26 protein-coding genes are annotated in these 23,432 nt (G+C 74.2%); 10 read left to right on the top strand and 16 right to left on the bottom strand.

What is annotated here, in order from left to right:
• A partial coding sequence (locus ONA70_RS20825) for an aminotransferase-like domain-containing protein (protein ID WP_265008140.1) occupies positions 1-791 on the top strand: 791 nt, incomplete at its 5' end.
• Positions 792-1,050: 259 nt separating this feature from the next.
• Entirely contained in the window at positions 1,051-2,667 is a 1,617-nt protein-coding gene (locus ONA70_RS20830; RefSeq protein WP_265008141.1) for an alkaline phosphatase D family protein, read from the top strand.
• 11 nt (positions 2,668-2,678) lie between these two features.
• On the opposite strand, the gene ONA70_RS20835 is transcribed toward ONA70_RS20830, so the two are convergent.
• Positions 2,679-3,098 carry an MmcQ/YjbR family DNA-binding protein gene (locus ONA70_RS20835; protein ID WP_265008142.1) on the bottom strand — a complete coding sequence of 140 codons (420 nt, stop codon included), beginning with the start codon at positions 3,096-3,098 and terminating at the stop codon, positions 2,679-2,681.
• A gap of 241 nt (positions 3,099-3,339) precedes the next feature.
• Between ONA70_RS20835 and ONA70_RS20840 the strand changes: the two genes are divergently transcribed.
• Together ONA70_RS20840 and ONA70_RS20845 are read left to right on the top strand one after the other, a co-directional pair.
• Complete coding sequence (locus ONA70_RS20840; protein ID WP_265008143.1) at positions 3,340-4,455, top strand: WD40/YVTN/BNR-like repeat-containing protein; 1,116 nt, start codon at positions 3,340-3,342, stop codon at positions 4,453-4,455.
• Positions 4,452-4,760: a MoaD/ThiS family protein gene (locus ONA70_RS20845; protein ID WP_265008144.1), complete on the top strand. Its 309-nt coding sequence runs from the start codon at positions 4,452-4,454 to the stop codon at positions 4,758-4,760. Before ONA70_RS20840 ends, ONA70_RS20845 begins: the two co-directional genes overlap by 4 nt.
• 97 nt (positions 4,761-4,857) lie before the next feature.
• Here the strand turns inward: ONA70_RS20845 and ONA70_RS20850 are convergent, their stop codons facing one another.
• A complete protein-coding gene (locus ONA70_RS20850) occupies positions 4,858-5,886 on the bottom strand; it encodes an alpha/beta hydrolase (RefSeq protein WP_265008145.1) in 1,029 nt (342 codons plus the stop codon).
• Positions 5,887-6,288: 402 nt separating this feature from the next.
• Here ONA70_RS20850 and ONA70_RS20855 point away from each other — a divergent pair, with 402 nt between their 5' ends.
• Entirely contained in the window at positions 6,289-7,527 is a 1,239-nt protein-coding gene (locus ONA70_RS20855) for a glutamate-cysteine ligase family protein (RefSeq protein ID WP_265008146.1), read from the top strand.
• A gap of 110 nt (positions 7,528-7,637) precedes the next feature.
• On the opposite strand, the gene ONA70_RS20860 is transcribed toward ONA70_RS20855, so the two are convergent.
• Positions 7,638-8,027: a DUF2267 domain-containing protein gene (locus ONA70_RS20860; RefSeq protein ID WP_265008147.1), complete on the bottom strand. Its 390-nt coding sequence runs from the start codon at positions 8,025-8,027 to the stop codon at positions 7,638-7,640.
• Positions 8,028-8,235: 208 nt separating this feature from the next.
• Here ONA70_RS20860 and ONA70_RS20865 point away from each other — a divergent pair, with 208 nt between their 5' ends.
• Positions 8,236-9,165 (top strand): diacylglycerol/lipid kinase family protein, encoded by a 930-nt coding sequence (locus tag ONA70_RS20865; protein ID WP_265008148.1) that lies wholly within the window; start codon positions 8,236-8,238, stop codon positions 9,163-9,165.
• A 22-nt stretch (positions 9,166-9,187) separates the two neighbouring features.
• On the opposite strand, the gene ONA70_RS20870 is transcribed toward ONA70_RS20865, so the two are convergent.
• From ONA70_RS20870 to ONA70_RS20885, 4 genes are all read right to left on the bottom strand, one after another.
• The gene (locus ONA70_RS20870) at positions 9,188-9,463 is read right to left on the bottom strand and encodes a hypothetical protein (protein WP_265008149.1); all 276 of its coding nucleotides are present in this window, start codon (positions 9,461-9,463) and stop codon (positions 9,188-9,190) included.
• A 155-nt stretch (positions 9,464-9,618) separates the two neighbouring features.
• A complete protein-coding gene (locus tag ONA70_RS20875) occupies positions 9,619-10,434 on the bottom strand; it encodes a DUF2809 domain-containing protein (RefSeq protein ID WP_265008150.1) in 816 nt (271 codons plus the stop codon).
• A gap of 63 nt (positions 10,435-10,497) precedes the next feature.
• Positions 10,498-11,226 (bottom strand): L,D-transpeptidase family protein, encoded by a 729-nt coding sequence (locus tag ONA70_RS20880; RefSeq protein WP_265008151.1) that lies wholly within the window; start codon positions 11,224-11,226, stop codon positions 10,498-10,500.
• 88 nt (positions 11,227-11,314) lie between these two features.
• Positions 11,315-11,662, bottom strand: a complete 348-nt coding sequence (locus ONA70_RS20885; RefSeq protein WP_265008152.1) for a hypothetical protein — start codon at positions 11,660-11,662, stop codon at positions 11,315-11,317.
• A gap of 175 nt (positions 11,663-11,837) precedes the next feature.
• Between ONA70_RS20885 and ONA70_RS20890 the strand changes: the two genes are divergently transcribed.
• The 4 genes from ONA70_RS20890 (at position 11,838) to ONA70_RS20905 (ending at position 15,468) form a co-directional block, all read left to right on the top strand.
• The gene (locus ONA70_RS20890) at positions 11,838-12,590 is read left to right on the top strand and encodes a dienelactone hydrolase family protein (RefSeq protein WP_265008153.1); all 753 of its coding nucleotides are present in this window, start codon (positions 11,838-11,840) and stop codon (positions 12,588-12,590) included.
• Positions 12,591-12,603: 13 nt separating this feature from the next.
• The gene (locus ONA70_RS20895; RefSeq protein WP_265008154.1) at positions 12,604-13,230 is read left to right on the top strand and encodes a maleylpyruvate isomerase family mycothiol-dependent enzyme; all 627 of its coding nucleotides are present in this window, start codon (positions 12,604-12,606) and stop codon (positions 13,228-13,230) included.
• Positions 13,231-13,313: 83 nt separating this feature from the next.
• On the top strand, positions 13,314-14,621 hold the full coding sequence (locus ONA70_RS20900) for an FUSC family protein (protein ID WP_265008155.1): 1,308 nt from the start codon (positions 13,314-13,316) through the stop codon (positions 14,619-14,621).
• A 133-nt stretch (positions 14,622-14,754) separates the two neighbouring features.
• A complete protein-coding gene (locus tag ONA70_RS20905; RefSeq protein WP_265008156.1) occupies positions 14,755-15,468 on the top strand; it encodes an RraA family protein in 714 nt (237 codons plus the stop codon).
• 1 nt (position 15,469) lies between these two features.
• On the opposite strand, the gene ONA70_RS20910 is transcribed toward ONA70_RS20905, so the two are convergent.
• The 9 genes from ONA70_RS20910 to ONA70_RS20950 all read right to left on the bottom strand — a co-directional run.
• Positions 15,470-15,817 carry an MmcQ/YjbR family DNA-binding protein gene (locus ONA70_RS20910; RefSeq protein ID WP_265008157.1) on the bottom strand — a complete coding sequence of 116 codons (348 nt, stop codon included), beginning with the start codon at positions 15,815-15,817 and terminating at the stop codon, positions 15,470-15,472.
• Positions 15,818-15,844: 27 nt separating this feature from the next.
• Positions 15,845-16,471, bottom strand: a complete 627-nt coding sequence (locus tag ONA70_RS20915) for a response regulator (RefSeq protein WP_265008158.1) — start codon at positions 16,469-16,471, stop codon at positions 15,845-15,847.
• The gene (locus ONA70_RS20920) at positions 16,468-17,700 is read right to left on the bottom strand and encodes a sensor histidine kinase (RefSeq protein WP_265008159.1); all 1,233 of its coding nucleotides are present in this window, start codon (positions 17,698-17,700) and stop codon (positions 16,468-16,470) included. The genes ONA70_RS20915 and ONA70_RS20920 overlap by 4 nt, the downstream gene beginning before the upstream one ends.
• A gap of 4 nt (positions 17,701-17,704) precedes the next feature.
• A complete protein-coding gene (locus ONA70_RS20925) occupies positions 17,705-18,160 on the bottom strand; it encodes an ABA4-like family protein (RefSeq protein WP_265008160.1) in 456 nt (151 codons plus the stop codon).
• Positions 18,157-19,086, bottom strand: a complete 930-nt coding sequence (locus ONA70_RS20930; protein WP_265008161.1) for a hypothetical protein — start codon at positions 19,084-19,086, stop codon at positions 18,157-18,159. Before ONA70_RS20930 ends, ONA70_RS20925 begins: the two co-directional genes overlap by 4 nt.
• 138 nt (positions 19,087-19,224) lie before the next feature.
• The gene (gene dinB, locus ONA70_RS20935) at positions 19,225-20,412 is read right to left on the bottom strand and encodes a DNA polymerase IV (protein ID WP_265008162.1); all 1,188 of its coding nucleotides are present in this window, start codon (positions 20,410-20,412) and stop codon (positions 19,225-19,227) included.
• A gap of 55 nt (positions 20,413-20,467) precedes the next feature.
• Complete coding sequence (locus ONA70_RS20940) at positions 20,468-21,388, bottom strand: NADP-dependent oxidoreductase (RefSeq protein ID WP_265008163.1); 921 nt, start codon at positions 21,386-21,388, stop codon at positions 20,468-20,470.
• 31 nt (positions 21,389-21,419) lie between these two features.
• Positions 21,420-21,923 carry a DUF2231 domain-containing protein gene (locus ONA70_RS20945; RefSeq protein WP_265008164.1) on the bottom strand — a complete coding sequence of 168 codons (504 nt, stop codon included), beginning with the start codon at positions 21,921-21,923 and terminating at the stop codon, positions 21,420-21,422.
• Positions 21,924-22,014: 91 nt separating this feature from the next.
• On the bottom strand, positions 22,015-23,432 hold a 1,418-nt coding region (locus tag ONA70_RS20950; RefSeq protein WP_406601224.1), incomplete at its 5' end, for an amylo-alpha-1,6-glucosidase.

Raw genomic sequence — 23,432 nt, forward strand, 5'->3', positions numbered from 1 at the left:
CCGCCCGGGCCGCCGGGCTGCGGGTGGTGCCCGTACCCGCCGACACCGACGGTGTACGGCCCGACCACCTCGCCGCCGCGTTCGCCCGCACCGGCGCGCGGCTGTTCTACTGCCAGCCGCTCTACGCCAACCCGCACGGAGCGACCCTGGCGGGTCACCGTCGGGCCCAGGTCGCCGCGGCGGTCCGTGACGCCGGGGCGTTCCTGATCGAGGACGACTACGCCCGCGACCTCGCCATCGACGGCGAGGCCCCACCACCGCTGGCCGCGGACGACCCCGACGGCCATGTCATCTACCTGCGCTCACTGACGAAGTCAGCCGCCCCGGGGCTGCGTATCGCCGCGATCGGCGCCCGGGGCCCGGCCGGCGCCCGGCTACGCCTGGCTCGGCTGCTCGACGACTTCTTCGTCGCCGGCCCACTGCAACAGGCCACGCTCGAGTTCGTCACCGCCCCGGCCTGGGCGCGGCACCGCCGCGCCCTGCGCAGCGCCCTCCGGACGCGCCGCGAGGCGCTGGTGGCCGCGCTCCGCCGACACCTCCCGGAACTCGCCCGACAGCCGGTCCCGCGCGGCGGCCTACACCTCTGGGCCCGCCTGCCCGAGGGCGCCGACGACGTCGCGCTGGCCGCCGCCGCAGCCGCCGAAGGTGTCATCGTCTTCCCCGGCCGCCCCTGGTACGCCGCCGAACCCCCGGCTCCGCACCTACGCCTCACCTACGCCGCGGCCCCACCCGACCTCATGGACGAGGCCGTCCGCCGTCTCGCCCGTGCCGTTCACCAGACGCGCCCCTGACCGACATCGACCAGCCGGTCCGGCACGGCTCCGCTCACCGACACCACCTCAGGCCACTATGGACTCCGGAATCGAAGCAGGTCATGATGCACTGGTGCGATGTCCACACCGAAGATGACGCGGACGACCGGTGCGCAATCGGGGTCCCGAGGGCGCGGACTGGCGGGACCACTCGGAACCTCCGGCGTCCGTGACGCGCGACCACGCGGCCGCGCTGCGCCGAGTCCGTCGCCTTGACCGTCGGCAGGAAGGAGCGATCGTGGGCGAGTTGGCTGAGCAGCAGGGTGTGGGGCGGCGCAGTCTCCTCGTCGGGGCCGCGGCCCTGGCCGGGACCGTGGCCGTCGCCGGGAAGGCTGGTGCGGCGTACGCCGGTCGATTGCCCTGGAACCCGTTCGGCCTCGGCGTGGCCAGCGGCGATCCGCTGCCGGACGGCGTCGTGCTCTGGACCCGGTTGGTCCGCGATCCGCTCGACGCCGCCTCGATGGGCACCCGCGCCGTGGAGGTGAGCTGGCAGGTCGCCAGCGACCCGTCGTTCCGTCGGGTGGTCCGCGACGGCGCGGTGACCGCCCGGCCCGCGTGGGCCCATTCGGTCCACGTCGACGTGCGGGGCCTGCTGCCCGGCCGCGACTACTGGTACCGCTTCCGGGCCGGCCGCCACCTCAGCGACATCGCCCGCACCCGGACCGCGCCGGCGGCCGGCGCGGCGGCGTCCCGGCTCCGGTTCGGCATCGCCAACTGCCAGGACTGGCAGAACGGCTTCTACGCGGCCTACCGGGACATGGCCGAATTCGACCTGGATCTCGTCCTGCACCTCGGCGACTACATCTACGAGCAGGATCCGAGGGCCGGGGCGATCCGGCAGCACAACATCTCCTCGGGGACGGCGGTGGGCGCCGAGCAATTGTCGACGCTGGCGGACTTCCGCAACCGGCACGCGCTCTACCGCACCGATGCCCAACTGCAGGCCGTGCACCGCGAGTTCCCGTTCGTCGCGATCTGGGACGACCACGAGGTCGAGGACAACTACGCCAACCTCGACGACAGCCAGGACGACCTGCCGTACGCCCAGCGCCACCAGACGCAGCGGGAGTTCGCGCTCCAGCGCGCGCACGCCTACCAGGCGTGGTACGAGCACACCCCGATCCGGGCCTCCTACCTGCCCGGCTCGCCGGACCTGCGCATCTACCGCCGCCTCGACTTCGGCACCCTGCTGCGGCTGAACATGCTCGACACCCGCCAGTACCGCAGCAACCAGCCCGGCGACCTGCCGAGCGACCTCGGGCCGCAGGCGCTGGGCGCCGCCAACCTGGCCGGGACCCTGACCGGGCCGGAGCAGGAGGGCTGGCTGCTCGACGGGCTGCGCTCGTCGCCGGCGCTGTGGAACGTGCTCGGCCAGCAGGTGATGATGGCCGCCACCCGCTTCCTCAACCCGCCGCCGGCGTCGATCGTCAACCTTGACCAGTGGGACGGCTACTCGCCACAGCGGTCGCGGCTGCTGTCCGCGGTACGGGCCAGCGGCGCGACGAACCCGATCGTGCTGGCCGGCGACATCCACTCGACCTGGATCAGCGACCTGAAGCTCAACTTCGACGACGCGGCCTCACCGGTGGTCGCCACCGAGTTCGTCTCGACCTCGATCACGTCGGACTTCCCCGCCGAACTGCTGCCGGTGGCGGAGGCGTCGAACCGGGCGTTCAATCCCTGGGTGCGCTACTTCAACGGCCGCACCCACGGATGGCTGCACATGGATGTCGACCGTTCGCGCTGGTTGACCGAGGAGCGGTCGGTCGCCAGCGTCGCGTCGCCCGACGCGCCCGCGTCGACCACCGCCCGCTGGGCGGTCGAGGCGGGACGACCGGGAGCCGTCCCGGCCTGAGCTCGGCCCCGTCAGCCGAGTGCCGCCGGTCGGTCGACCAGGGCGACCAGCTTCTTCGGCGCCCGGACGCAGTAACTCTCCGTGAGCAGTTCGGCGACCTCCGCCCAGTCGACGTGGTCGTCGAGCACCATGCCGACGACGTCGGCGCCCCAGTCCGGCTTGAAGAACGGCGGGCCGCTGCCGATCAGCCCGGCGATCTCGTCACCGGGCGACCGGAACGTCAGCACGCAGATCGGCTGGTCGGCCGCGGCAGCGCGGGCGTAGGCCGCCGGGTGGTCGGGGTCGACCGTGAGCACGTGGGCGAACGTGCGTTTGCGGATCCGCCAGCGGGTGCCCACCCACGCCGGCTCCTCGTAGGTCTCGGGCAGCCCGAGACAGACGGGCCGGAGCCGGTCGAGGATCTCGGGCGGGACGTCACCAGGGCCAGTCACGCAACGGGACGCTACCCGGCCACTCCGACAACATCCGGCCGCCGGAACGGTGGATCGCCGGCTCGTGCGCGCCTCGGCCGATCCGGCGTGTCGGCGTGGCGGTCGGCGAGGAACTGCCCGATTGTCGATTCCGGGGGTGCCGATTCGTCGTACCTGAGGAGTAGGACGGACGGGGACCGATGAGTTTCGGCCTGCTGGGCGGTCATGTCCCAGAGGTCACACGAAGCGGAGGGACGAGGACATGAGCGGAGTACGGGTACTGGTAGGCACCCGCAAGGGTGCGTTCGTGCTGACGTCGGACGGCAGGCGCGGCGACTGGACGGTCGACGGGCCGCACTTCGGCGGCTGGGAGATATACCACCTCACCGGGTCGCCGGCCGACCCCAACCGGCTCTACGCGTCCCAGTCCGGCGGCTGGTTCGGGCAGCTGATCCAGCGCTCCGACGACGGCGGCCGGACCTGGAACACCGTGGGCAACGACTTCGCCTACTCCGGCGAGGTCGGCGACCACCTGTGGTACGACGGCACCCCGCGCCCCTGGGAGTTCAAGCGCATCTGGCACCTCGAGCCGTCCCGCGACGACCCCGACACCGTGTACGCGGGCGCGGAGGACGCCGCCCTCTACCGCTCCACCGATGGTGGCCAGAAGTGGACCGAGCTCACCGCCCTGCGTACCCACCCGACCGGGCCCAGGTGGCAGCCCGGCGCCGGCGGCATGTGCCTGCACACGATCATCCTGGACCCCGCGCACCAGGACCGGATCTACGTCGCCATCTCGGCGGCGGGCGCGTTCCGCAGCGACGACGCCGGCGCCAGTTGGCTGCCGATCAACAAGGGCCTCCGGTCGGGCGAGATCCCCGACGAGGACGCCGAGGTCGGGCACTGCGTGCACCACATCACCCAGCATCCGTCCCGCCCGGACACCCTGTTCATGCAGAAGCACTGGGACGTCATGCGCAGCGACGACGCCGGTGCGAACTGGCGCGAGGTCAGTGGCGACCTGCCCTCGGACTTCGGGTTCCCGATCGCCGTGCACGCGCACGAACCGGAGACCATCTACGTGGTGCCGATCAAGAGCGACTCCGAGCACTACCCGCCGGAGGGCAAGCTGCGCGTCTACCGCAGCCGCACGGGCGGCGGCGACTGGGAACCGTTGACCAAGGGCCTGCCGCAGTCCGACTGCTACGTCAACGTGCTGCGCGACGCGATGGCGGTCGACACGCTCGACCCGTGCGGGATCTACTTCGGCACCACCGGTGGCCAGGTCTACCACTCGGCCGACGGCGGCGACAGTTGGGCGCCCATCGTCCGGGACCTGCCGCCGGTGCTCTCCGTGGAAGCCCAGGTGCTGCCGTGATCCGGGTCGTCCTCCCGGCCCACCTGAAGAACCTGGCGCACGTCACCGGCGAGGTACGTCTCGAGCTGACCGGCCCGGCTGCCGGGCCGGTCACCCAGCGCCTGGTGCTGGACACCCTCGAGGCGCGGTACCCGATGCTGCTCGGCACGATCCGTGACCGCAACAGCGGCAAGCGCCGCGCGTTCATCCGCTTCTACGCCTGCGAGGAGGACCTGTCCAACGAGTCGCCCGACGCGCCCCTGCCCGAGCGGGTCATCGCCGGCGAGGAGCCGTACATCATCCTCGGCGCGATGGCCGGGGGATAACCGACCGACCGCCGGCGGGGTGGCTCGCGGGCCCGCCGGCGGTGACCACGACGGGGCCCGCCGGTGACCGGCCTGGTCACCAACGGGCCCCCGGGCGCTACGGCATCAGGGATCGGGTCGCCACGCCGCGCCCGGTCTCCAGCGCGCCGAGCAGCATCGGCAGCGCCCGGTGCAGCTCTCGCTGCCAGTAGGGCCAACTGTGGGTGCCCGGGCCGTAGAAGTCGGTCGTGACGGAGACGCCCCGCTCGCGGAGCCGATCGACGAAGTCGAGGTTCTCCTGGTAGATGAGCGCCTCCAGGCTGTTGGTCCGACCCGGCGGATCGAACGGCCCGCCCGCGGTGCCGTCGCCGCTGGCGACGAACAGCGCCGTGTGTCGCAACTGCTTCACCAGGTAAGACGGGTCGTGCTCCGCCCAGATGTCCCGCTGCGTCACGGGGTCCCCCCACAGCGCGTACGGGTCCAGGCCGGTGCGCCCGAAGAACGGCAGCCAGTAGGACGGGTCCCGCGACGGATGCACGACCCCGCTGAAGGACGCCGCCGCACGGAACATGCCCGGGTTGCGGGCCGCGTACGACATCGCCCCGAATCCGCCCATCGACAGGCCGGCCACCACGCGCTTCGGGCCCGCGCCGTACCCCCGCTCGACGATCTGGCGCACCTCCGTCAGGTGGAACCTCTCCCAAGCCGGGGCGCCGCCCTGGCCGGCGTTCCACCAGTCGCTGTACCAGCCGGCGGCACCGGCCTCGGGCATGACGACCAGGACGTCCCGCAGCTCAGGGATGGTCGCCACATCCGTCGAGCGGGTCCAACTCACGTACGAGTCGCAGCAGCCGTGCAGCAGGTAGAGCACGGGCCAGTGGTCCCCGGGCGCCCGTTCCTCCCACCCGACCGGCGTCAGCAGGCGTACGTCGGCAGCCCGGCCCAGTGCCGGCGACTCGATCGTGAGATCGACCAGCCGGGGTCCCACCACCGCCTCCTGCGCCACGTACGCCCCGTCGGATGCCCGTACGGCGGCGGTGCCGGCGACGCCCGCGGGGGCTGCGACGGCCGGGGCTGCCGGCACGGAAAGTCCGGCCAACGCGAGCCCGACCGCGACGACGACGCCGCGGATCAATGATCTCCTCATGACTCCTCCTGACTGGGGTGACCGGGTGGCCGTCATGGTTCATGTCGAAACACGCCGATCGTTGCCTTCCGGTCGGATGAGGCGCAGCGGTCCACTCCGGACAAGCGGTGAGCGCACAGGCGTGAGCGGCGACCGGTGGGTGTCGCTCGACGAGTGGTCTCGTCCCGGGCTTCCGCTGGTGGGCCGACGACGACGTCGAGGCACGTCAATCGGCGCACTCACTGTTCACCTACCGTTCATCTGGTGTTCATGTTTGGCTCTCGACACGGCACCCGTCCGGACCGCTAATAAAGAGCGCCTCTGCACGGTCTCACTGGTGGGAGGTAACCCTTCCTTCCACCGCCAGCCCGGATGCCCCTTCCTGGGAGCAGCCGGGCCTGCCTGTCACTGTCGGAGCCGACCGTGGATGACGCCGTACTCACCGAGGCCACCGCCGCGACCTACGTCGGTGCCGCCGCCTTCCGGGTCGGCCCGCCCGGACGGGTCGGCGTCGAACTCGAATACCCGGTACGGGATCCCGCGCGCCCGCTCGACCGGCCGTCGATCGCGCGGCTGCGCGCCGCCGTCGCCCATCTCGGCGACCCGATGCCCGGCGGTGGGCGGATCACCGTCGAACCAGGCGGCCAACTCGAACTGGCCTCGGCGGTCGGCGCCACCCCGCAGGACTGCCTCGACGCCACCGCGGGTGACCTCGCCCTCGTCCGGGCCGCGCTCGCCGCCGACGGTCTACTGCTCGACGGCACCGGGCTCGACACCGCCCGTGCGCCACGGCTCGTCACCGAGCATCCCCGCTACGTCGCGCTGGCCGCGTACCACGACCGGGTCGGCCCGAAGGGCCGCGAGATCATGTGCAACTCCGCCTCCGTCCAGGTGTGCCTCGACGCGGGCGACGACTCCGACGGCTGGACCGGGTACCGCCGGCGCTGGTGGCTCGCGGACGCGCTCGGCCCGGTGCTGCTGGCCTCGTTCGCGAACTCGCCCCACCGCGGCCGCTCCGGGGTGCGCTGGGTGTCCCGTCGGCAGGCGCTCCGCTTCGGCACCGACGCGAGCCGCACCCGGGCTCCCCGGTACGCCGCCGACCCGCGCACCGCCTGGACGCGTTACACCCTCTCCGCCCAGGTCGCGATGATCGCCGAACCCGAACCGCTGCCCTGGCTCGTACCCACCGGGCTGACCATGCGGGACTGGCTGCGCGGCCACGGCCCCCGGCCGGCCACCCTCGGCGATCTGGAGCGGCACCTCGGCACCCTCGTCCCACCGGTCCGGCCGCGCGGATACCTGGAGTTCCGCATGATCGACCAGCAGCCGGACGACGGCTGGGTCGTGCCGGTGGCCGTGGTGAGCGCCCTGCTGGACGACCCGGTCGCCGCCGAGGCGGCCGCAGCGGCCACCGAGCACCTTCGGTCGCCGCTGCGGCGCCACCGCGACTGGCTGACCTCCGCCCGCGACGGCCTGGCCGACCCGGCACTCGCCGCCGCCGCGCTCACCTGCTTCACCGCCGCCGCCGACGCCCTGTCTCGGCGGGGTGCCTCGATGGAGGTGCGGCGTGCCGTCACCGACTTCATCGACCGGTACGTGGCGCGGGGGCGCTGCCCGGCCGACGACCCGCGCGCCCAGGCGTCCGCGCTGTTGCCGTCCTGAGCCGGGCCGTCCGGGCACCCGGCCGGGCCGGCCCGATGCGGGCGGCGAGCCCTGCCGCTCCCGGGCTCGCCGCCGGGCACGGGTGCGGGCGCCGGGCGGCGGTCATCACCTCAACCGGTGACGCCCGGCCGGCCGAACAGGACCGCATAGCCGGACGGCAGCTGGGTCAGCACGTCGTTGAGCTCGCCCCCGGTGACGGCCTCGGCGATGGTCGACAGCACCGCGCTGGCGTCCCACTCCGCGGTACGTTCCGTGGCGCCCGTGCCGTCGCTGACCTTCCTCAGGAACTCGGTCACCCCGACGCGCAGGCCCCCGCCGACCGCCGAGGCCAGGGCGTCCCGCAGTTCCGTCGGCAACTGGGCGCCGAGCTGGCGCGCCTCGTCGGGCTGCAGCCGCTCCGCCAGGCAGGTCACCACCACGCTGATGACCTGCTGCGCCTCGGCGGCGCTGTCGTACTCGCCGCGTTCCCGGACCCGGGCCACGAACTCCTCGTACTTCATCGGTTCCCCCCGAAACAGCCGGCGCCCACCGACGCCGGGCCGGTCACCGGTCGGTGCGCGCGGCGACACCAGGCGTACGGGACGTGAGGGTGATCCTGACACGTCCCGCGCCGCGACGTGCCGGCTTCGCCGGTTCCCCGTCCCGCGCGGGAAGTCCGTCGCGGTGCCGGAGCGCCGGGCGGGACGGCGACGGATAGGGTCGGAAGCCGTGCGGAGCAAACCGGAGCTGAGCGAGGTCATCCGGCGCGACCGGCGTGCCGCGCTGGTGGTCAACGCCCACTCCCGCCGCGGCCGCCGGCTCTACCAGGCCGTCCACGACCGCCTGCGCGCCGCGGGCCTCACCCTGCTCGGCGCGTACCCGGTCGAGCAGGCCGGCGAACTCGACCAGGTCCTGGCCGCGGCCGCCGACCTGGGCCCGGACCTGCTGGTCGTCGGCGGCGGCGACGGCACGATCGGCGCCGCCGCGCGGCTGCTCGCGCACCGGGACATCGCGCTCGGCCTGCTGCCGCTGGGCACCACCAACAACTTCGCCCGCACCGTCGGCGTGCCGCTCGACCTCGACGCGGCAGTCGGGGTGCTCACCGCCGGCAAGGTGATCGACGTCGACCTGGGACTGATCGGCGACACGCGGTTCACCAACCACGTCGGGATCGGGCTCTCCGCCGACATCATGCTCAGCGCGCCGCCACGCCTCAAGCGGGTCGTCGGCCGCCTCGCGTATCCGGTGACCGCCCTGGGCCTGCTCGCCCGGCACCGGCCGCTGCGGGTAACGGTCCGCGCCCAGGCGCGGGAGCACGCCTTCCGCACCCACCAGGTGTACGTCGCCAACGGCGGCTTCCACGCCGGCCGCCCGATCACCGCCGACGCCAACGCCGACGACCGGCTGCTGGTCGCGTACCCGGTGGGCGGCCCGACCCGCCGCGGGCTGCTGCGCGCGACGGCCCGCAACGCGGCCACCGGCCACCGCCGCACCCTGGGCGACGAGCCGTTCCTCGCCGTCCGCCAGCTCTGGCTGGAGACCGATCGGCCCGCGCGCATCGAGGTGGACGGCGAGCCGTACGGGGAGACCCCCGTGCGGATCGGCCTGGATCCGAACGCGCTGCGGCTCATGGCCCCGGCCGACAGCCCGGACCGGTAACCGCCGCCCCGGCACGCCGCGGTCAGTCCCGACGGTCCTCGTCGGGCACGGGAATCTCCAGGTTCTGCTCCACCGCGTCGGCCGGGTTGAGGTCGTCGCGTACGGCGTGGGCCAGGTCGGTGCGGTCGCTCGGCGGGGCCAGCACGCCCTGCTCCGCCAGGTCGGCCTCGGACGCCTCCGGCACCGCGTCCCCGATCCGGTCCGGTGGTCCCACCACCGTCTCGTCCTGCCGTTGTTCCTGGGCGTCGGCTTCCGGCGCTCGACGTAGCGGATCGGCCTGCTCGTCCCAGTCGGTCATCGCGGCTCCCTGCGGCTCCGGTCACCTACGCGGACGCCCTGCGTACCCGCCACCGCGCCGGTCATGCGCCGCCCGTGCGGTCAGCGACGGGCGCGGTCACGACGGCTCGTGCTGATGACGGCGTTCGTCGGACTCCCGCGACCGGTGACACGGCGTCAGCGGGTGCGTTCCACGAACGGCGCGGTCTGGTCGGCCACCTCGCCGTACTCGGCCGGCAGCTGGGTGACGACCTGCCCGTACGCCTCTGGCGACAGGGCCTGGCGGAGGACGTCGAACACCGCCGTCGCGCCGTCCTTCGCCTGGGTCACGTCGACGTCGGCGCGTCCGCTGACCCGTTCCACGAAGACGTCGAGCCCGAACCGCTCGGCAGTTTCCCCGGAGCCGAAAGCGTACGGACGCAGCCCGGTGGGCAGCTGCCCGGCCAGGTCACGCGCCTCGCCGCCGTCGATCCGTTCCGCCAGGGTGGTCAGCGTGGCCCGGGTGATCGCCGTCGCCTGCTCCGACGACGTGCCGGTACGCTTCGCCACCAGGCCGATGAACTGGTTGTCGTCCATCGTCAGGGCCCTTCTCTCGGCTGGATGCCCGGTCTTCCCCCTGAGCGCCCCGGCAAACGGCGGCAGCGCGTGCAGCGCGACCAGGGGCACCACACCCGCCGGGTACCAGAGCAGGTCGACCGGGTCGAACTGCACCCCGAGCACCAGCCGGGCCAGCAGGCTGCGCGCGGACAGCGCGGCCGGCACGCCGGTGAGCTGGAAGGTCTCCATCGCCCAGCACCACGCCACCGCCACGACCGCTGCCGTCACCGGTCGCAGCCGGGGCCACAGCAGGAGCACGCCCGCGTAGGTCATCGAGGCGTAGAGGGCGGTGCCGGAGTATTGCTCCAGGCGACCGTCGGCGAGCGCCCGGACGGTCAGCGCCACGGCCAGGAACAGCCCCGCCGCCACCAGCATCAGCATCCGGAACCGGATCATCGGGCCGATGGTACGGCGACGGCGGCCCCCGGGACGCCCCGGGAGCCGCCGCGTCGAGAAGGATCAGCGGTAGATGTGCACCGGCACACCCACGCCGATGATCGACCAGAGTCGGTTCATCGCCGGGACGGTCACCCGGACGCACCCGTGACTGGCCGGGTACGCCGGCACCGAGTTGGCGCCGTGCACCGCGTACCCCCGGTAGAAGTAGTTCGGCCGCCACAGCAGGCCGAGGTCGCTCTGCCGCCAGCCGTCGATCCGGCGCTGGATCGTGTAGTTGCCGGTCGGGGTCGGGGTGCTGGCCTTGCCGCTGGAGGCGTCCACGATCCGTACCACTGACCCCCCGCGCGCCAGGTACAACACCTGCTTGCTCAGGTTGGCCTCGAGCGAGTAGCCGCTGTGCGTGTACTTCGGCTTCGGGACGACCGGGTGGTCGAGGGCGGCCCAGGTGCGGGGGCCGACGATGCCGTCCCGGCTGAGGCCGTTGACCTTCTGGAACGCGACCACCGCGTGGAACGTCGACGAACCGAAGATGCCGTCGACGCCACCGACGTCGTAGTGCAGCGCGGTGAGCCGCCGTTGCAGGGTGGTCACCGCCGCGCCCCGGGACCCCTGCTGCAAGGTCGGTTGGCTGGTGGCGGCGAGCGTCAGGGTGGTGACGGCGCCGGTGGTGGGCCCGGCGGCCGCCGCCGGCGTGGTCGGCACGGCCAGGCCGGCGGCCACGAGGAGAGCCATCCCGAGCGCGGCGCGCGAGCCGGGACGGCGGGTGGTGGGTGATGAGACGGGGAGCATTGCTCCTCCCTTCGCGAACTCGTGACTCGACGGTAGTTCGCAGAGTCGAAGGTGTCTGCCCCTCACGTGTCGATTGTGGAGGGACGGCTCAGGCGACCCGGGGCGTGGGCAGGATCGTCAGGCGGTGCGCCGTACCGGTGATGTCGCCGGTGCGCTCCACGGACGGCGACGGGAGCGCGGCCGAGCCCTCGACGGCGGCCGGGCCCGAGCCGGCGGCACCGCCGGGGGCCGGCGGCGCCGGGACCGCGGCCTGGCGCACGTCGGCGAGCATCGTCAGCAGCCGGTCCAGGTCGTCCACCGGCATCCGGAAGGAGCCGCGGCAGACGGTACCGTTCCACAGTGACAGCACCACCGCGCCGCGATCCGGGTGGTAGCTGACGCGCATCGTCCGGTCCTCGCCCCGCAGGTCGGCGAACAGGTCGCCGAAGCTGGGCATCGGTCGCACCTCTCCCATCCATCCAGCATGCCGGTTCGGCGCGCAGACGGGAAGGGCTGGAGGATTCCAGTAGATCCTTCGGTTTCTCCGCCCACGGGCCTCGGCGTGCCGGTTGCCGGAGGCGGGAGTAGCGTGCGGGTGCGGTGCGATACGCGCAGCGCGAGGGGGTTCCGAGGTGCAGACGACGACTGTGGACGTGCCGACCCGCGACGGGGTGGCCGACGCCTACCTCGTCCGACCTGACGGGGAGGGTCCCTTCCCGGGGGTGCTGGTGTTCATGGACGCGTTCGGGCTGCGCCCCCGGATGGCGGAGATGGCCGAGACCATCGCCGCCCGCGGGTACGTGGTGCTGGTGCCCAACCTCTTCCACCGGTTCGGCCGCGCCCCGCTGGTCGACCTGTCCGGCCTCGGCGACGAGTCGCAGCGTGGCGCGCTGTTCCAGCGGCTCTCCCCGATGATCGGCGCGCTGACCCCCGAGGTGGTGGCCCGGGACACGGCCGCCTACCTGGACTTCCTGGCCGGGCAGCCGGACGTCGCGCCCGGCCCGGTCGCGATCACCGGCTACTGCATGGGTGGCATGAACGCGCTGCGGGCGATCGAGGCGTACCCGGACCGGATCGCCGCGGCGGGTGTCTTCCACGCCGGGCGGGTGGTCACCGACGCCCCGGACAGCCCGCACCTCGGCGTCGGTGCGGTTACCGGGGAGCTGTACTTCGGCCACGCCGACCAGGATCCGTCGATGACCGCCGAGCAGATCGCCACGCTGGAGCAGGCCCTCGACGCCGCCGGCGTCGCCCACACCTCCGAGGTCTACCCCGGGGCCCGGCACGGCTACACGCAGGCGGACACCCCGATGTACGACGAGCAGGCCACCGAGCGGCACTGGACCGCCCTGTTCGACCTGCTCGACCGTACGTTCCGCCGCTGACCCGGATGGTGACGTGAACTCCGATCTGCTTCCGATGATCGCGGCCGAGCGGCGTCGGATCGCCGACCTGATCGACTCGCTCACCCCCGAGCAGCTCGCCACGCCGAGCCTGTGCGGAGCGTGGACCGCGCAGGAGGTCGCCGCCCACCTGGCGGCGCCGTTCGTGGTACCGCAGTGGCGATTCCTGCCGGCGATCGTGCGGTCCGGCTTCAACCTGCACGGGGCCAACGCACGCCTGGCCCGGGAGGTGGGCCGCCGGCCGGCGGGCGAGCTGGCGGCGGCGCTGCGGTCGAACGCGGAGCATCCGCTGCGGCCGCCGGTCGTCGGGCACCCGGGCCAGCTGACCGACCTGCAGGTGCACGGGCAGGACATCCGCCGACCCCTCGGCGTCGCGGCCGGCCTGCACCCGGACCGGTTGCGCGTGTCGCTGGACTTCCTGGTCGGCGGGCGGGCGATCGGCTTCGTCGACCGACGGCGGATCGCCGGCCTGCGCTTCGAGGTCACCGACCTGGACTGGTCGGCCGGCGACGGGCCCGTGGTGCGGGGCACCGGCGAGGCGCTGCTGCTCGCGCTGAGCGGCCGCCGGATCGTGCTGCCCGAACTCGCCGGCGATGGCGCGGCGGTGCTGGCCGCGCGCTGAACCCGCCGGCCGCGCGGCGGCATACCGCCGAACTGCGCACACAACCGGACGAGTCACCCGCCGCACGCGGGGTAACCGCCGCCATGACCGACGACCACCGCCGCGCCGACAGCGTCCGCTCGCCACTGGACCGGGTCGCCGTGCGGGGCCACCGGGAGGCGGCACGGGCCCGTAGCCAGGGTGGCGAGGCGGGCCGGCTGCGGCTGCGCCAGTTGGAGATCACCATCGTCATCGCCGCGCAGGCGGGACTGGCCGCCGCGCTCGCCGCCCTGCTCGCGAAGTGGGTGCTCGGGTCCGGCGCGCACGTCTTCGCACCCGCCGCCGCGGTCGGCACCATCGCCACCGCGATCGGCCAGCGGGCCCGGCGCACCTTCGAACTGCTGGTCGGCGTCGGCCTCGGCATCGTGGTGGGTGACCTGCTGCGTTTCCTGCTCGGCACCGGTTTCTGGCAGACCGGGCTGGTGGTCGCCGTGGCCATCGCGACCGCGCTGCTGGTCGCCGGCCGCGGCGGCGCCCTGGTCGCCCAGGCCGGCGGTACGGCCGTGCTGATCGCCACCCTCGCCCCGGTCCAACCGGGCCTGGAACTGCCCCGGATCTTCGACGCCCTGGTGGGCGCCGTGGTCGGTCTGGCGGTGGTGGCGCTGCTGCTGCCGGTCAACCCGCTGCGGGTGCTGGACCGCGCGGCCGACCCGGTCATCGTCGGCCTCACCGCGCGCCTCGACGCCGTCGCCCGGGCGCTGGCCGAACGGAACGCCGACGCCGCGGTCCGCGCCCTGGCGGACCTGCGCGCGCTGGACGCCGACGTCTCCCGGCTCAACGATGCGGTCAGCGGCGCCGACGAGGTGGTCACCATCGCGCCGGCCCGTTGGCACCGCCGGGCCCAGTTCCACCGGTACGCGCGGGCCACGGAGCACCTGGAACGGATGATCCTGTACGCGCGGTCGGTGGCTCGCCGGTCCGCCACCGCCCTGCAGTACGGGGAGCCGATCCCGGCGGAACTGCCCGCCGCCGTCGCCCGACTCAGCGCGGCAGTACGCGAGCTGCGCCGCGAGTGCCGTGCCGGCAGCGGTGACATGGCCGGCACCCGCCGGCTGATCCAGGAGAGCGCCGAACTCGCCGGCCAGGCGTGGGCGCGGGGCGTGCGCTCGTACGGCGACGGGATCATCACCGATTTACGGACCGCCGACAGCGAGCTGATGCGCGCCACCGGGTGCGATCCGGCGGACGCCAACCGGTTGGTGCGAAGCGCGGCCGGTGCGGGGGAGGCGGAGCTGCGCCCGCCGGTGCGGGGGCGGATGCCCCGGCCCCAGCGGCACACGCCCCGGGCGCGGCGCCGTACCCGGATCAGCCGGCGTACCCACCACGGGCGGCTCGAGCCGTTCCGTCCGTAGGTCGACCTCACCGGCGGGCGCGCGTCTGGCCGAGGAGGCGCGGCGGCGCGTCGTCGGTGGCGACCGGCGACAACAGGCCACGGCCCGGGAACTGGCCCCTCCCACGACGGCCGCGGCGGATTAGCGTCCGGCCATGGCCCTGCACCCGGACCCGCTGCCCGGGCGGTTCGCCGCCCTCACCACCGCCCACGTCGCCGACGCCTGCCTGCGGGCGGGCGTCCCGGTGCGCTGCGCCCCGGCCGAGGTGCGGCCGGTGCTGCCCGGCGGGCGACTGGCCGGGCGGGTGCTGCCGACCCGGCACGTGGGCAGCGTGGACATCTTCCTCGAGGCGATCGACCGGGCCACGCCCGGCGACGTGCTGGTGGTGGACAACGGTGGGCGCACCGACGAGGCGTGCGTCGGCGACCTGGTGGTGCTGGAGGCGCAGACGGCCGGCCTGGCCGGCCTGGTGGTCTGGGGCCTGCACCGCGACACCGTGGACATCCGGGCGGTCGGCCTGCCGGTGTTCAGCCTCGGCGCGACGCCCACCGGGCCACAGCGCCTCGACCGCCGGCCCGCCGAGGCGCTGACCTCCGCGCGGGTGGGGGAGTGGACCGTCGGCCCCGACGACGTCGCCCTGGCCGACGACGACGGGGTGCTGTTCGTGCCGGCGGACCGGGTGGGGGACCTGTTCGACCTGGCGGAGTCGATCCGGGACACCGAGCGGCGGCAGGCCGACCGGATCCGGGCCGGCGAGCCGCTGCGCGCGCAGGTCGGGTTCGGGGCGTACCTGGCCGGACGGGCGGAGAACCCCGCGCTGACCTTCCGGGAGCACCTGCGCGCCGTCGGCGGCGCGATCGAGGAGTAGATCAGCCGGCGTCGTACGCGGCGAGGAGGCGCTTGGGGGCCTTGTGGCGCCATGCCTGCTCGACCAGTTCCCGCATCCGCTGCTCGGAGATCCGGTCCAGGTCCACCCGCAACCCGACGAAGATCATGGTGGCCGCCTTGCGCCACACCTCCTCGTACGCGGTCGGATCCGCGGCGACCGCGGCGGCGGCCTGCTCCGGGCTGACCGAGAAGACCGCGGTCCGGTCGCCCTTCTCCACCCCGGCGAACGGCTTGCCGCGTACCCGGAAGCTGGGCAGCCGGAAGTGGGTGAACTCCTCCACCTCGGGCAGCGTGGTCGCGTACCGGCGGATGTCGTCGATGGTGAGCACGGGCCGGACCTCCTTGGCGAAATGGGTTCAGGCCCCCCGGGCGTACAGGGCCAGGCGGACCCGGTTGGGGCTGTTGGTCTTGGTCATCAGGCTGGTGATGTGCGTTTTCACCGTGGTCACGCCGATGTGCAGCCGCTCGGCGATCTCCGTGTTGGACAGTCCCTCCGCGACCAGGTCCAGCACGTCCTGCTCGCGAGCGGTGAGCCCGTCGACCGGTCGGGGCGTCTCCGCCCGGGCGTGCACCGCGCGCTGGACCAGCCGGCGCAGCACCTCCGGGCTGAACGGGCTGTCCCCGCCGGCCGCCCGCCGGATGCCGTCGAGCAGGTCGCCGGGCGGCGCGTCCTTGAGCAGGAAGCCGCAGGCGCCCGCGGTCAGCGCCGGGTAGAGGTGGTCGTCGTCGCCGAACGTGGTGAGCACCAGCACCCGGGTGGCGGGGCGGTCGGCCAGGATGCGGCTGGTGGCGGTGATCCCGTCGACGCCGGGCATCCGCAGGTCCATCACCACCACGTCGGGCAGCAGCCGGGCGGCCAGGGAGATCGCCTCCCGCCCGTTGTCGGCCTCGCCGACCACCTCGATGTCGGGCTGCGCGTCGCAGAGCATGCGCAGACCCGCGCGGATCAGGTGCTGGTCGTCGACCAGCAGGACGCGGATCACGCCGGCTCCGTCGCGGTCGTCGCCCCGCGCTGGCCGGGTGCCGCCGGCCCGGACGACTCCGCCGCGACCGTGGCCGGCAGCACGGTACGGACCCGCCAACCCGTGCCCGTCGGCCCGGCCGTCAACTCGCCACCGAGCACCTCGACCCGCTCCCGCATGCCGGCGAGGCCGTGGCCACCGCCCGGTGGCACCGCCGTCGGCACCTGGCCGCGCCCGTTGTCCGAGACCTCCCAGTGGACCGCCCCGTCGACCACCGACACCACCAGCCGGGCCCGCGCGGACGTGCCGGCGTGCTTCGCCACGTTGGTCAACGCCTCCTGGGTCAGCCGCAGCACCGCCATGCCGCGTACCGCGTCGAGTGTGCCGACCGCCGCGTCGACGTCGGCCTCGACGGTCACGCCGGCCTGGCGGGCCCGGTCCACCGCCGCGTCCAGCGCCGCCGGCAGCGCGGACGGCTCGATCGCGGTCAGCGCGGCGTCGCCGCGTACCCCGTCCGGGTCGCGCAGCACCGCGACCAGCCGGCGCAGGTCCGTCAGGGCCGCGCTCCCCGTGGCGTGCACGTCGTCGAACACCTCACCCACCCGTGGATCCAGATCTGTCAGCACATGCCGGGCCACCCCGACGCGCAGCACCATCGACGCCACGTGGTGCGCCACCACGTCGTGCAGCTCGCGGGCGATGGCGCTGCGCTCGTCGGCGCGCGCGGCGCGGCTCTCCGACTCGCGGCGGCGCTGCTCGGCCGCCGCCCGCTCCGCGGCCTGCCGGCCGAGCTCGCGGGTGGTCCGGATGACCAGGCCGAGCAGCAGTGGTACGCCGACCTCCACCGTGAGCCCGAAGACGCCGGAGGCGACCCGGCGCAGCGGGTCGCCGATCGAGTCGGTCAGGTCCACGGTGGCCAGCAGCCCGGCGGCCAGCCAGATGGTCCGCGGCCGCCGGGCCCACATGGTCAGCTCCAGCAACGCGTAGCTCGCGCCCACCTGGTTGATCGTCGTGTCGCTGAGCAGGCAGAGGGCGACCGCCAGCAGCGCGGCCTGCCCGATCAGGTTGAGCAGCGGCCGCCGGTGCAGCGCCAGCGCCACGGTGAACGCGAGCCCGGCGAGGACCCACTGCGTCACGGTCGGCGGGCGGCCGCCCCGGCCGAAGAGCAGGTAGCCCACGCCGCTGAGGTCGAGCAGGAGCATCCGGGCGAGGGTGTCCCGCGCGTCGAACAGCCGCCCCATCCAGCCCACGGCCTCAGCCTAGGGGGCGCGGTGCGGTGACCGGCGTCGGCACCACCGGCGCCCATCGCGTCCGCACCCCGAGGTGGACGGCCAGGCCGATCGGCCCCAGCAGGATCGCCAGCAGCAGCACCGGCGCCATGACCAGCGCCGGCACCCCCCGTTCCCGGCTGTCGAGCCACATCCACCGCCCGACGAACAGGTCGAACCCCACCATGTGCGCCCAGGCCGCCGCCGCGCCGTCGGCGGTGCCGAGCAGGTCGCGTACGCCGTCCAGGGTCGGCGAGGTCACCGCCGGCAGCACCACGCCGAGCGCCGGGAGCACGAGGACCGCGTAGATCGCCAGGACCGGGGCCACGATCAGCGGCGAGCCGATGATCCTGGCGGTCACCGACCAGCGGTGCGCCAGGATCATCAGGGCCCAGAACGGCGCGGCCACCGCGAACGTCAGGCCGAACAGGGTGCCGGTCATGCCGCCAGCACCAGTTCCGGCCGGCGTCGGCGGGCCAGCACCGCCCCGGCGGCGATCGCGGTGCCGACCAGCAGGGCCGCCGCCACCGACAGGGTGAGCGCGTCGGGCCGCAGCAGCGGCTGCCCGCGCAGCGCCTGCCAGGTGAACAGCACGGTGAGCGTGCCGTACGCGGCACCCGCGACGACCAGCAGCCGTACCCGGGTCACCTCGTCCAGCCGGGTGCCCCACCGGCTCAGCAGGATCGCCAGCAGCGGCAGCGCCTGCAGGGCGTGCAGGCCCACGAAGTGCCCGATCCGCAGGTCCCCGCCGGTGGTGCTCCAGCCGACCAGCGGCAGCCCCGGCCCGCCGTCGACCACGCCGACGCTGTGCGCCCCGGCGACCCCGTCGATCCCGGTGTCCGCGCCGGCCACCATCGGTATCGCCGCCGCCATGCCGAGCAGGGTCAGGCCGAGCCCCCACCCGACCGCGTACCGGGCGGCCCGATCGGCGATCCGCTGGCGCAGCACCGCGATGCCGAGCACGAGGTGGCCGGTGAACAGCACCATCACCGCCGCGCCCATCACCTGAAACAGGGCGGCGTTCAGCGGCGTGGACTCGTTGAAGTGGCTGGTCGTGCCCCGTAGCACCTGCCCGACGATGATCACCATCTCGACCACGCCCATCGCGACGACGACGGTGGCGGCCCACTCGGCGCTCCGGCTGCGCCGGGGGAGCAGCGAGAGCATCCAGGCGAGGGTGGTCCCGTACAGCACGAAGGAGATGGCGAACTTCAACGGTTTGAGCCAGATCGGCGCGCCGGTGAGCACGCGCGGGTCGGTGAACACACCGACGGCGGCGACGACGGTGAGCACCGCCATCGCCGCGACGAAGAGCATCAGGGGGCGGTGCCAGTGGGCCGCCCGGCGCAGCGCGGAGGTAGTAGTCATGCCTGTAGATGCTCGTGACCGCCGGCCCCGGATGCGCCCGACCGGAGGCCCCGGTTGCGGCCCGCGGTCGGACCGCCGTCTCCTACCCAGGGAGGAGGTGGGCCGCGAACGCCGCGTACGTGGGTCCGGCGTACCCGGTCAGTCCGGCAGGCGGGGCATCTCCAGCCCCGGGTCCCGGCCGAGCAGCACCGCCCGGGTCACCGCCGCCGAGCCGAACCGGTCCCGGACCGCGTCGACGGCGGCGTCCAGCTCCATCCCCGGGTCGCGGGTGAACGGGAGCGTCAGCTGCACGTGCCCGTCGTCCAGGTTGCCGACCGACACCCCGATCAGCGTCACGCCCCGGGCGTCGATCTCCGGCAGCGCCGACCGCAGCAGCGTCCGCGCCGCGCCGAGCAGCGGGGCGGTCTGGGCGGTCGGCTTGCCGAGGGTGTGCGCGCGGGTGGCCCGGGTGTAGTCGCCGAACCGCAGTCGCAGGGTGACGGTGCGGCCGGAGCGGCGGGCCGCCCGCATCCGCCCGGTCACCCGGTCGACCAGCCCGGCCAGCACGGCGTCCAGTTCGGTGGGGGGGTGCGGGCCGCCGCCGAGGGCGTGTTGGGCGCCCATCGAGGACCGCCGCCGCCCGACCTGTACCGCGCGGGGGTCCCGGTTGTGCGCGAGGGCGTGCAGGTGCCGGCCCGCCCCGGGCCCGAGCAGCGACACCAGGGTGGGTTCGTCCAGCCGGGCCACCTGCCCCACCGTCCGGATGCCCCGCTCCCGCAGCTTCGCCGCGGTCACCGGGCCGACGCCCCACAGCCGGTCCACCGGCAGCGGGTGCAGGAACGCCAGCTCCCGCTTCGGCGCGACGACCAGCAGGCCGTCCGGCTTGGCCACCCCGCTGGCCACCTTGGCGAGGAACTTCGTTCGGGCCACGCCCACGGTGATCGGTAGGCCGACCTGCGCGCGTACCTCCCGGCGCAGCGCCGCCGCGATGTCGGCGGGCGGCCCGACCAGCCGGCGCAGCCCACCCACATCGAGGAACGCCTCGTCGATGGAGAGCCCCTCGACCAGCGGGGTGGTCCGCCGGAAGATCTCGAACACCGCCCGGCTCGCCGCCGTGTACGCGGCCATCCTCGGCGGCACCACCACGGCGTCCGGGCAGAGCCGGCGCGCCTGCCGGCCACCCATCGCGCTGCGCACCCCGCGGGCCTTGGCCTCGTAGCTCGCGGCCAGCACCACGCCACCGCCGACGATGACCGGCCGGCCGCGCAGCCGGGGGTCGTCGCGCTGCTCGACCGAGGCGTAGAACGCGTCCAGGTCGGCGTGCAGGATCGTGGCGTCGCTCGGCACCCGCCCATGTTCGCACAGGTGTTCGGAAAAGTGGACGTGGCCTGGCCGGATGGCGTCAGGGCACGGTGACCGCCAGCTTGCCCAGGACGCCGCTGAAGTCGCTGAGCGCCTGCGGCACCTCGGCCAGCTCGTACCGGTGACTGACCGGCACCCGCACCCGCCCGGCCGCGACGTCACCGGCGAGCCGGTCGAGGGTCTCCGGGGCCGGGCTGCCCAGGATCGAGGTGGCGGCCGGGTGCTGCTCCGGACCGAACCCGATGGTGGAGGCCAGCCGGCCGTCCGGGGCGAGCAGCCCGGCGAGCTGCGCCCCGTCACCGGCCAGGTGCACCACTGCGGACACCCCGTCCGGGGCGACCGCTCGGACCTGGGCGGCCAGGTCGGCGGTGTAGTCCACCACCTCGTCGGCGCCCAGCTCGCGAACGAAGTCGGTGGGCGGACCGGGGCGGGCGGTCGCGACCACCCGGGCCCCGGCCGCCCGGGCGTACTGGACGGCGAACGCGCCGACCCCGCCGGTGGCGCCGGCGACCAGCACCGTGTCCCGCGGTCCGGGAGCGATGGCGGCCAGCGCGTCCAGCGCGGTGGCGCCGGCCAGCCCGAGCGCGCCCGCCGTCGCCAGGTCGAGGCCCTCGGGCACCCGGGTGATCCCGTACCCGTCGTCGACCGTCACGTACTCCGCCCACGCGCCGTCGCCCAGGTACGACCGCATCACCACCCCGAACACCGGGTCCCCGACGCGCAACCGGGCCGCGTTGCCGCCGATCGCCTCCACCTCGCCGGCGAAGTCCTTGCCGAGCACGACCGGATACCGGTACTCCATCGCGCCCCGCATCATCCCGGCGGCAGCCTTCTTGTCGAACCCGTTGACCGAGGACGCCCGTACCCGGACGAGTACCTCGCCCGGACCCGGGCTGGGCCGGGCGAGGTCGTCGCGCGGCGCCGGCGCCGCACCTTCGGCATCCAGCGTGATCGCGCGCATCGGCGTTCTCCTTCCGTCGTCCTGCCGGCGCTCACACGCCCCGGGCGCGGGGCCGGCCGGCGGACCGGCGCAGTGAGCTGGGGGCGTTGACGCCTGCCTCGTCGCTCACGCTCACCCCGAGCCGCTCGACGAGTTCGCCGCCGAGCCAGCCGGTCCCCAAGGCCAGGACGATCCCGACGAAGCTGAAGATCAGCGCCACCGAACTCGGTTCCCAGTTGTCGCCGGCCAGGCGCAGAAACCAGCTGATCGCGAACAGCACCAGGACCAGCACGTTGCCGGCCCCGTGCACCGCGCCGACCCGCTTGGCGCGGGTGCCGGCCGGAATGGCCCGCCAGTCGATGAACCCGAACAAGCCGGCCACCAGGCCACCGATGATGCCGATGCCCATCGTGTACGCGGCCGAGATCTGAAATCCCGTCCGGTCGGTGATCACGTACAGGATGTCGAAGATCACCGCGGTGGCGAGCAGCCCCAGCGGGAACACGATCAGGATCGGGTGGATCCCGTGCCCCAAAGCCTTCGCGCGACTCTCCATGCCGGTCCTCCCTCTCTCCAGCCCCAAGGCGGGGCCCCCAAGGCGGGGCCGGGGCCGGGTTCCCCGCCAGGGCCGGACTACACCTGCCCCTTCAGGAGATCGCCTGCCGAGGGGCCCGGCGGACCACCGCCAGCCGGTCCCCGCGGGTGGTCAGTGAGGTCCGCCCACCACGCCGCCGGCGCACGATCAGGTCGACCGTCGCGCTGCCCACGCGTACGCCCTCCAGCCGCAGGTCCGGCAGCCATTCGGGCAGGTGCGGGTCGACGAGGACGGTGCGTAACGGCGCGGCCGGCCGCAGCGCCAGCAGCGCCTGGACCAGCGCGACCACCGCACTGGCCGACCAGGCCTGCGGGGAGCACGAGTTCGGGTAGACCCCCGGGTGCGGATGCGCCGGGTCGCGGGGCAGCCCGCTGAGCACCTCGGGCAACCGGTGCTCCTCGAACAACGCCGCCGCCGAGAACATCCCCTCGGCCAGCCGGTGCAGGTGCGGCCAGCAGCCGTACCGGGCCAGGCCCAGGCCGATGGTGCCGGCCTCCACCGGCCAGACGCTGCCCCGGTGGTAGCTGAACGGGTTGTACGCCGGGTGGTCGGCCGACAGCGTCCGCACCCCCCACCCGCTGAACATGTCCGGGGCGAACAGCCGGTCGGCCACCCGTACGGCGGCCCGCGCCGGCACGATGCCGGTGGTCAACAGGTGCCCGTCGTTGGAGTTGGTGGACCGGACCGGCCGCTTGTCCGGCCCGAGCGCCATCGCGTAGCAGCCCCGCTCCGGCAGCCAGTACGCGCGGTGGAACCGGCGGCGCAGCGCCCGGGCCCGGGCCAGCAGGGCCGCGCCCCGGGCCGGGTGGCCGGTCAGGGTGAACACCGCGGCGGCGTGCCGCAGGGCCGCGTACCAGTAGGCCTGCAGCTCGCTGGTGGCGATCGGGTCGGCCACCACCCGCCCGTCCTCGTCGACGATCGCCGTGTCGGAGTCCTTCCAGCCCTGGTTCTTCAATCCCGCCGGCGACCGGCGGTGGTACTCGAGGAAGCCGTCGCCGTCGGGGTCGCCGTACCGCTCGATCCAGTCCAGCGCCCGCCGGGCGGTGGGCAGCAGCTCCCGTACGGTGTCCAGGTCACCGGTCCAGGCCAGGTACTGCCCGAGGAAGACCAGGAAGTCCGGTGCGGTCGACCAGTCGCCGTAGTAGCTGGTGAACGGGTTCAGCCCGAGCACCGAGACCGGTCCCTGCCGGGCCTCGTGCAGCGGCTTGCCCGGCTCCTCGTCCCGCCAGTCGTCCAGCCGCCGCCCCAGGTGCTGCGCGTTGAGCCGCAGGCTGTCGGCCAGCATGGTGGGCCCGGCCAGCAGCGCCTGCCAGGACGCGGTCATCGTGTCCCGGCCGAAGATCTCCTGGTAGATGGGCAGCCCGGCGATCGGCGCCGCCGGCCCGGCCGGTTCGCCGAGCGGCAGCACCGCCAGGTCGTGCGTGGCGCACCGCCACGCCGCCGTCACGTCGAAGTTGCTGCTGCTCAACC

It is taken from the genome of Micromonospora yasonensis (genome assembly GCF_026013475.1).
GTDB lineage: Bacteria > Actinomycetota > Actinomycetes > Mycobacteriales > Micromonosporaceae > Micromonospora > Micromonospora yasonensis.

Coding starts and splice junctions, on each gene's coding strand:
- ONA70_RS20870 (WP_265008149.1), bottom strand. CDS start 9,463: ATGACCGACTGGGACGAGCAGGCCGATCCGCTACGTCGAGCGCCGGAA.
- ONA70_RS20850 (WP_265008145.1), bottom strand. CDS start 5,886: ATGAGGAGATCATTGATCCGCGGCGTCGTCGTCGCGGTCGGGCTCGCG.
- ONA70_RS20880 (WP_265008151.1), bottom strand. CDS start 11,226: ATGCTCCCCGTCTCATCACCCACCACCCGCCGTCCCGGCTCGCGCGCC.
- ONA70_RS20875 (WP_265008150.1), bottom strand. CDS start 10,434: ATGATCCGGTTCCGGATGCTGATGCTGGTGGCGGCGGGGCTGTTCCTG.
- ONA70_RS20900 (WP_265008155.1), top strand. CDS start 13,314: ATGACCGACGACCACCGCCGCGCCGACAGCGTCCGCTCGCCACTGGAC.
- ONA70_RS20930 (WP_265008161.1), bottom strand. CDS start 19,086: ATGACTACTACCTCCGCGCTGCGCCGGGCGGCCCACTGGCACCGCCCC.
- ONA70_RS20905 (WP_265008156.1), top strand. CDS start 14,755: ATGGCCCTGCACCCGGACCCGCTGCCCGGGCGGTTCGCCGCCCTCACC.
- ONA70_RS20945 (WP_265008164.1), bottom strand. CDS start 21,923: ATGGAGAGTCGCGCGAAGGCTTTGGGGCACGGGATCCACCCGATCCTG.
- ONA70_RS20925 (WP_265008160.1), bottom strand. CDS start 18,160: ATGACCGGCACCCTGTTCGGCCTGACGTTCGCGGTGGCCGCGCCGTTC.
- ONA70_RS20940 (WP_265008163.1), bottom strand. CDS start 21,388: ATGCGCGCGATCACGCTGGATGCCGAAGGTGCGGCGCCGGCGCCGCGC.
- ONA70_RS20885 (WP_265008152.1), bottom strand. CDS start 11,662: ATGCCCAGCTTCGGCGACCTGTTCGCCGACCTGCGGGGCGAGGACCGG.
- ONA70_RS20840 (WP_265008143.1), top strand. CDS start 3,340: ATGAGCGGAGTACGGGTACTGGTAGGCACCCGCAAGGGTGCGTTCGTG.
- ONA70_RS20860 (WP_265008147.1), bottom strand. CDS start 8,027: ATGAAGTACGAGGAGTTCGTGGCCCGGGTCCGGGAACGCGGCGAGTAC.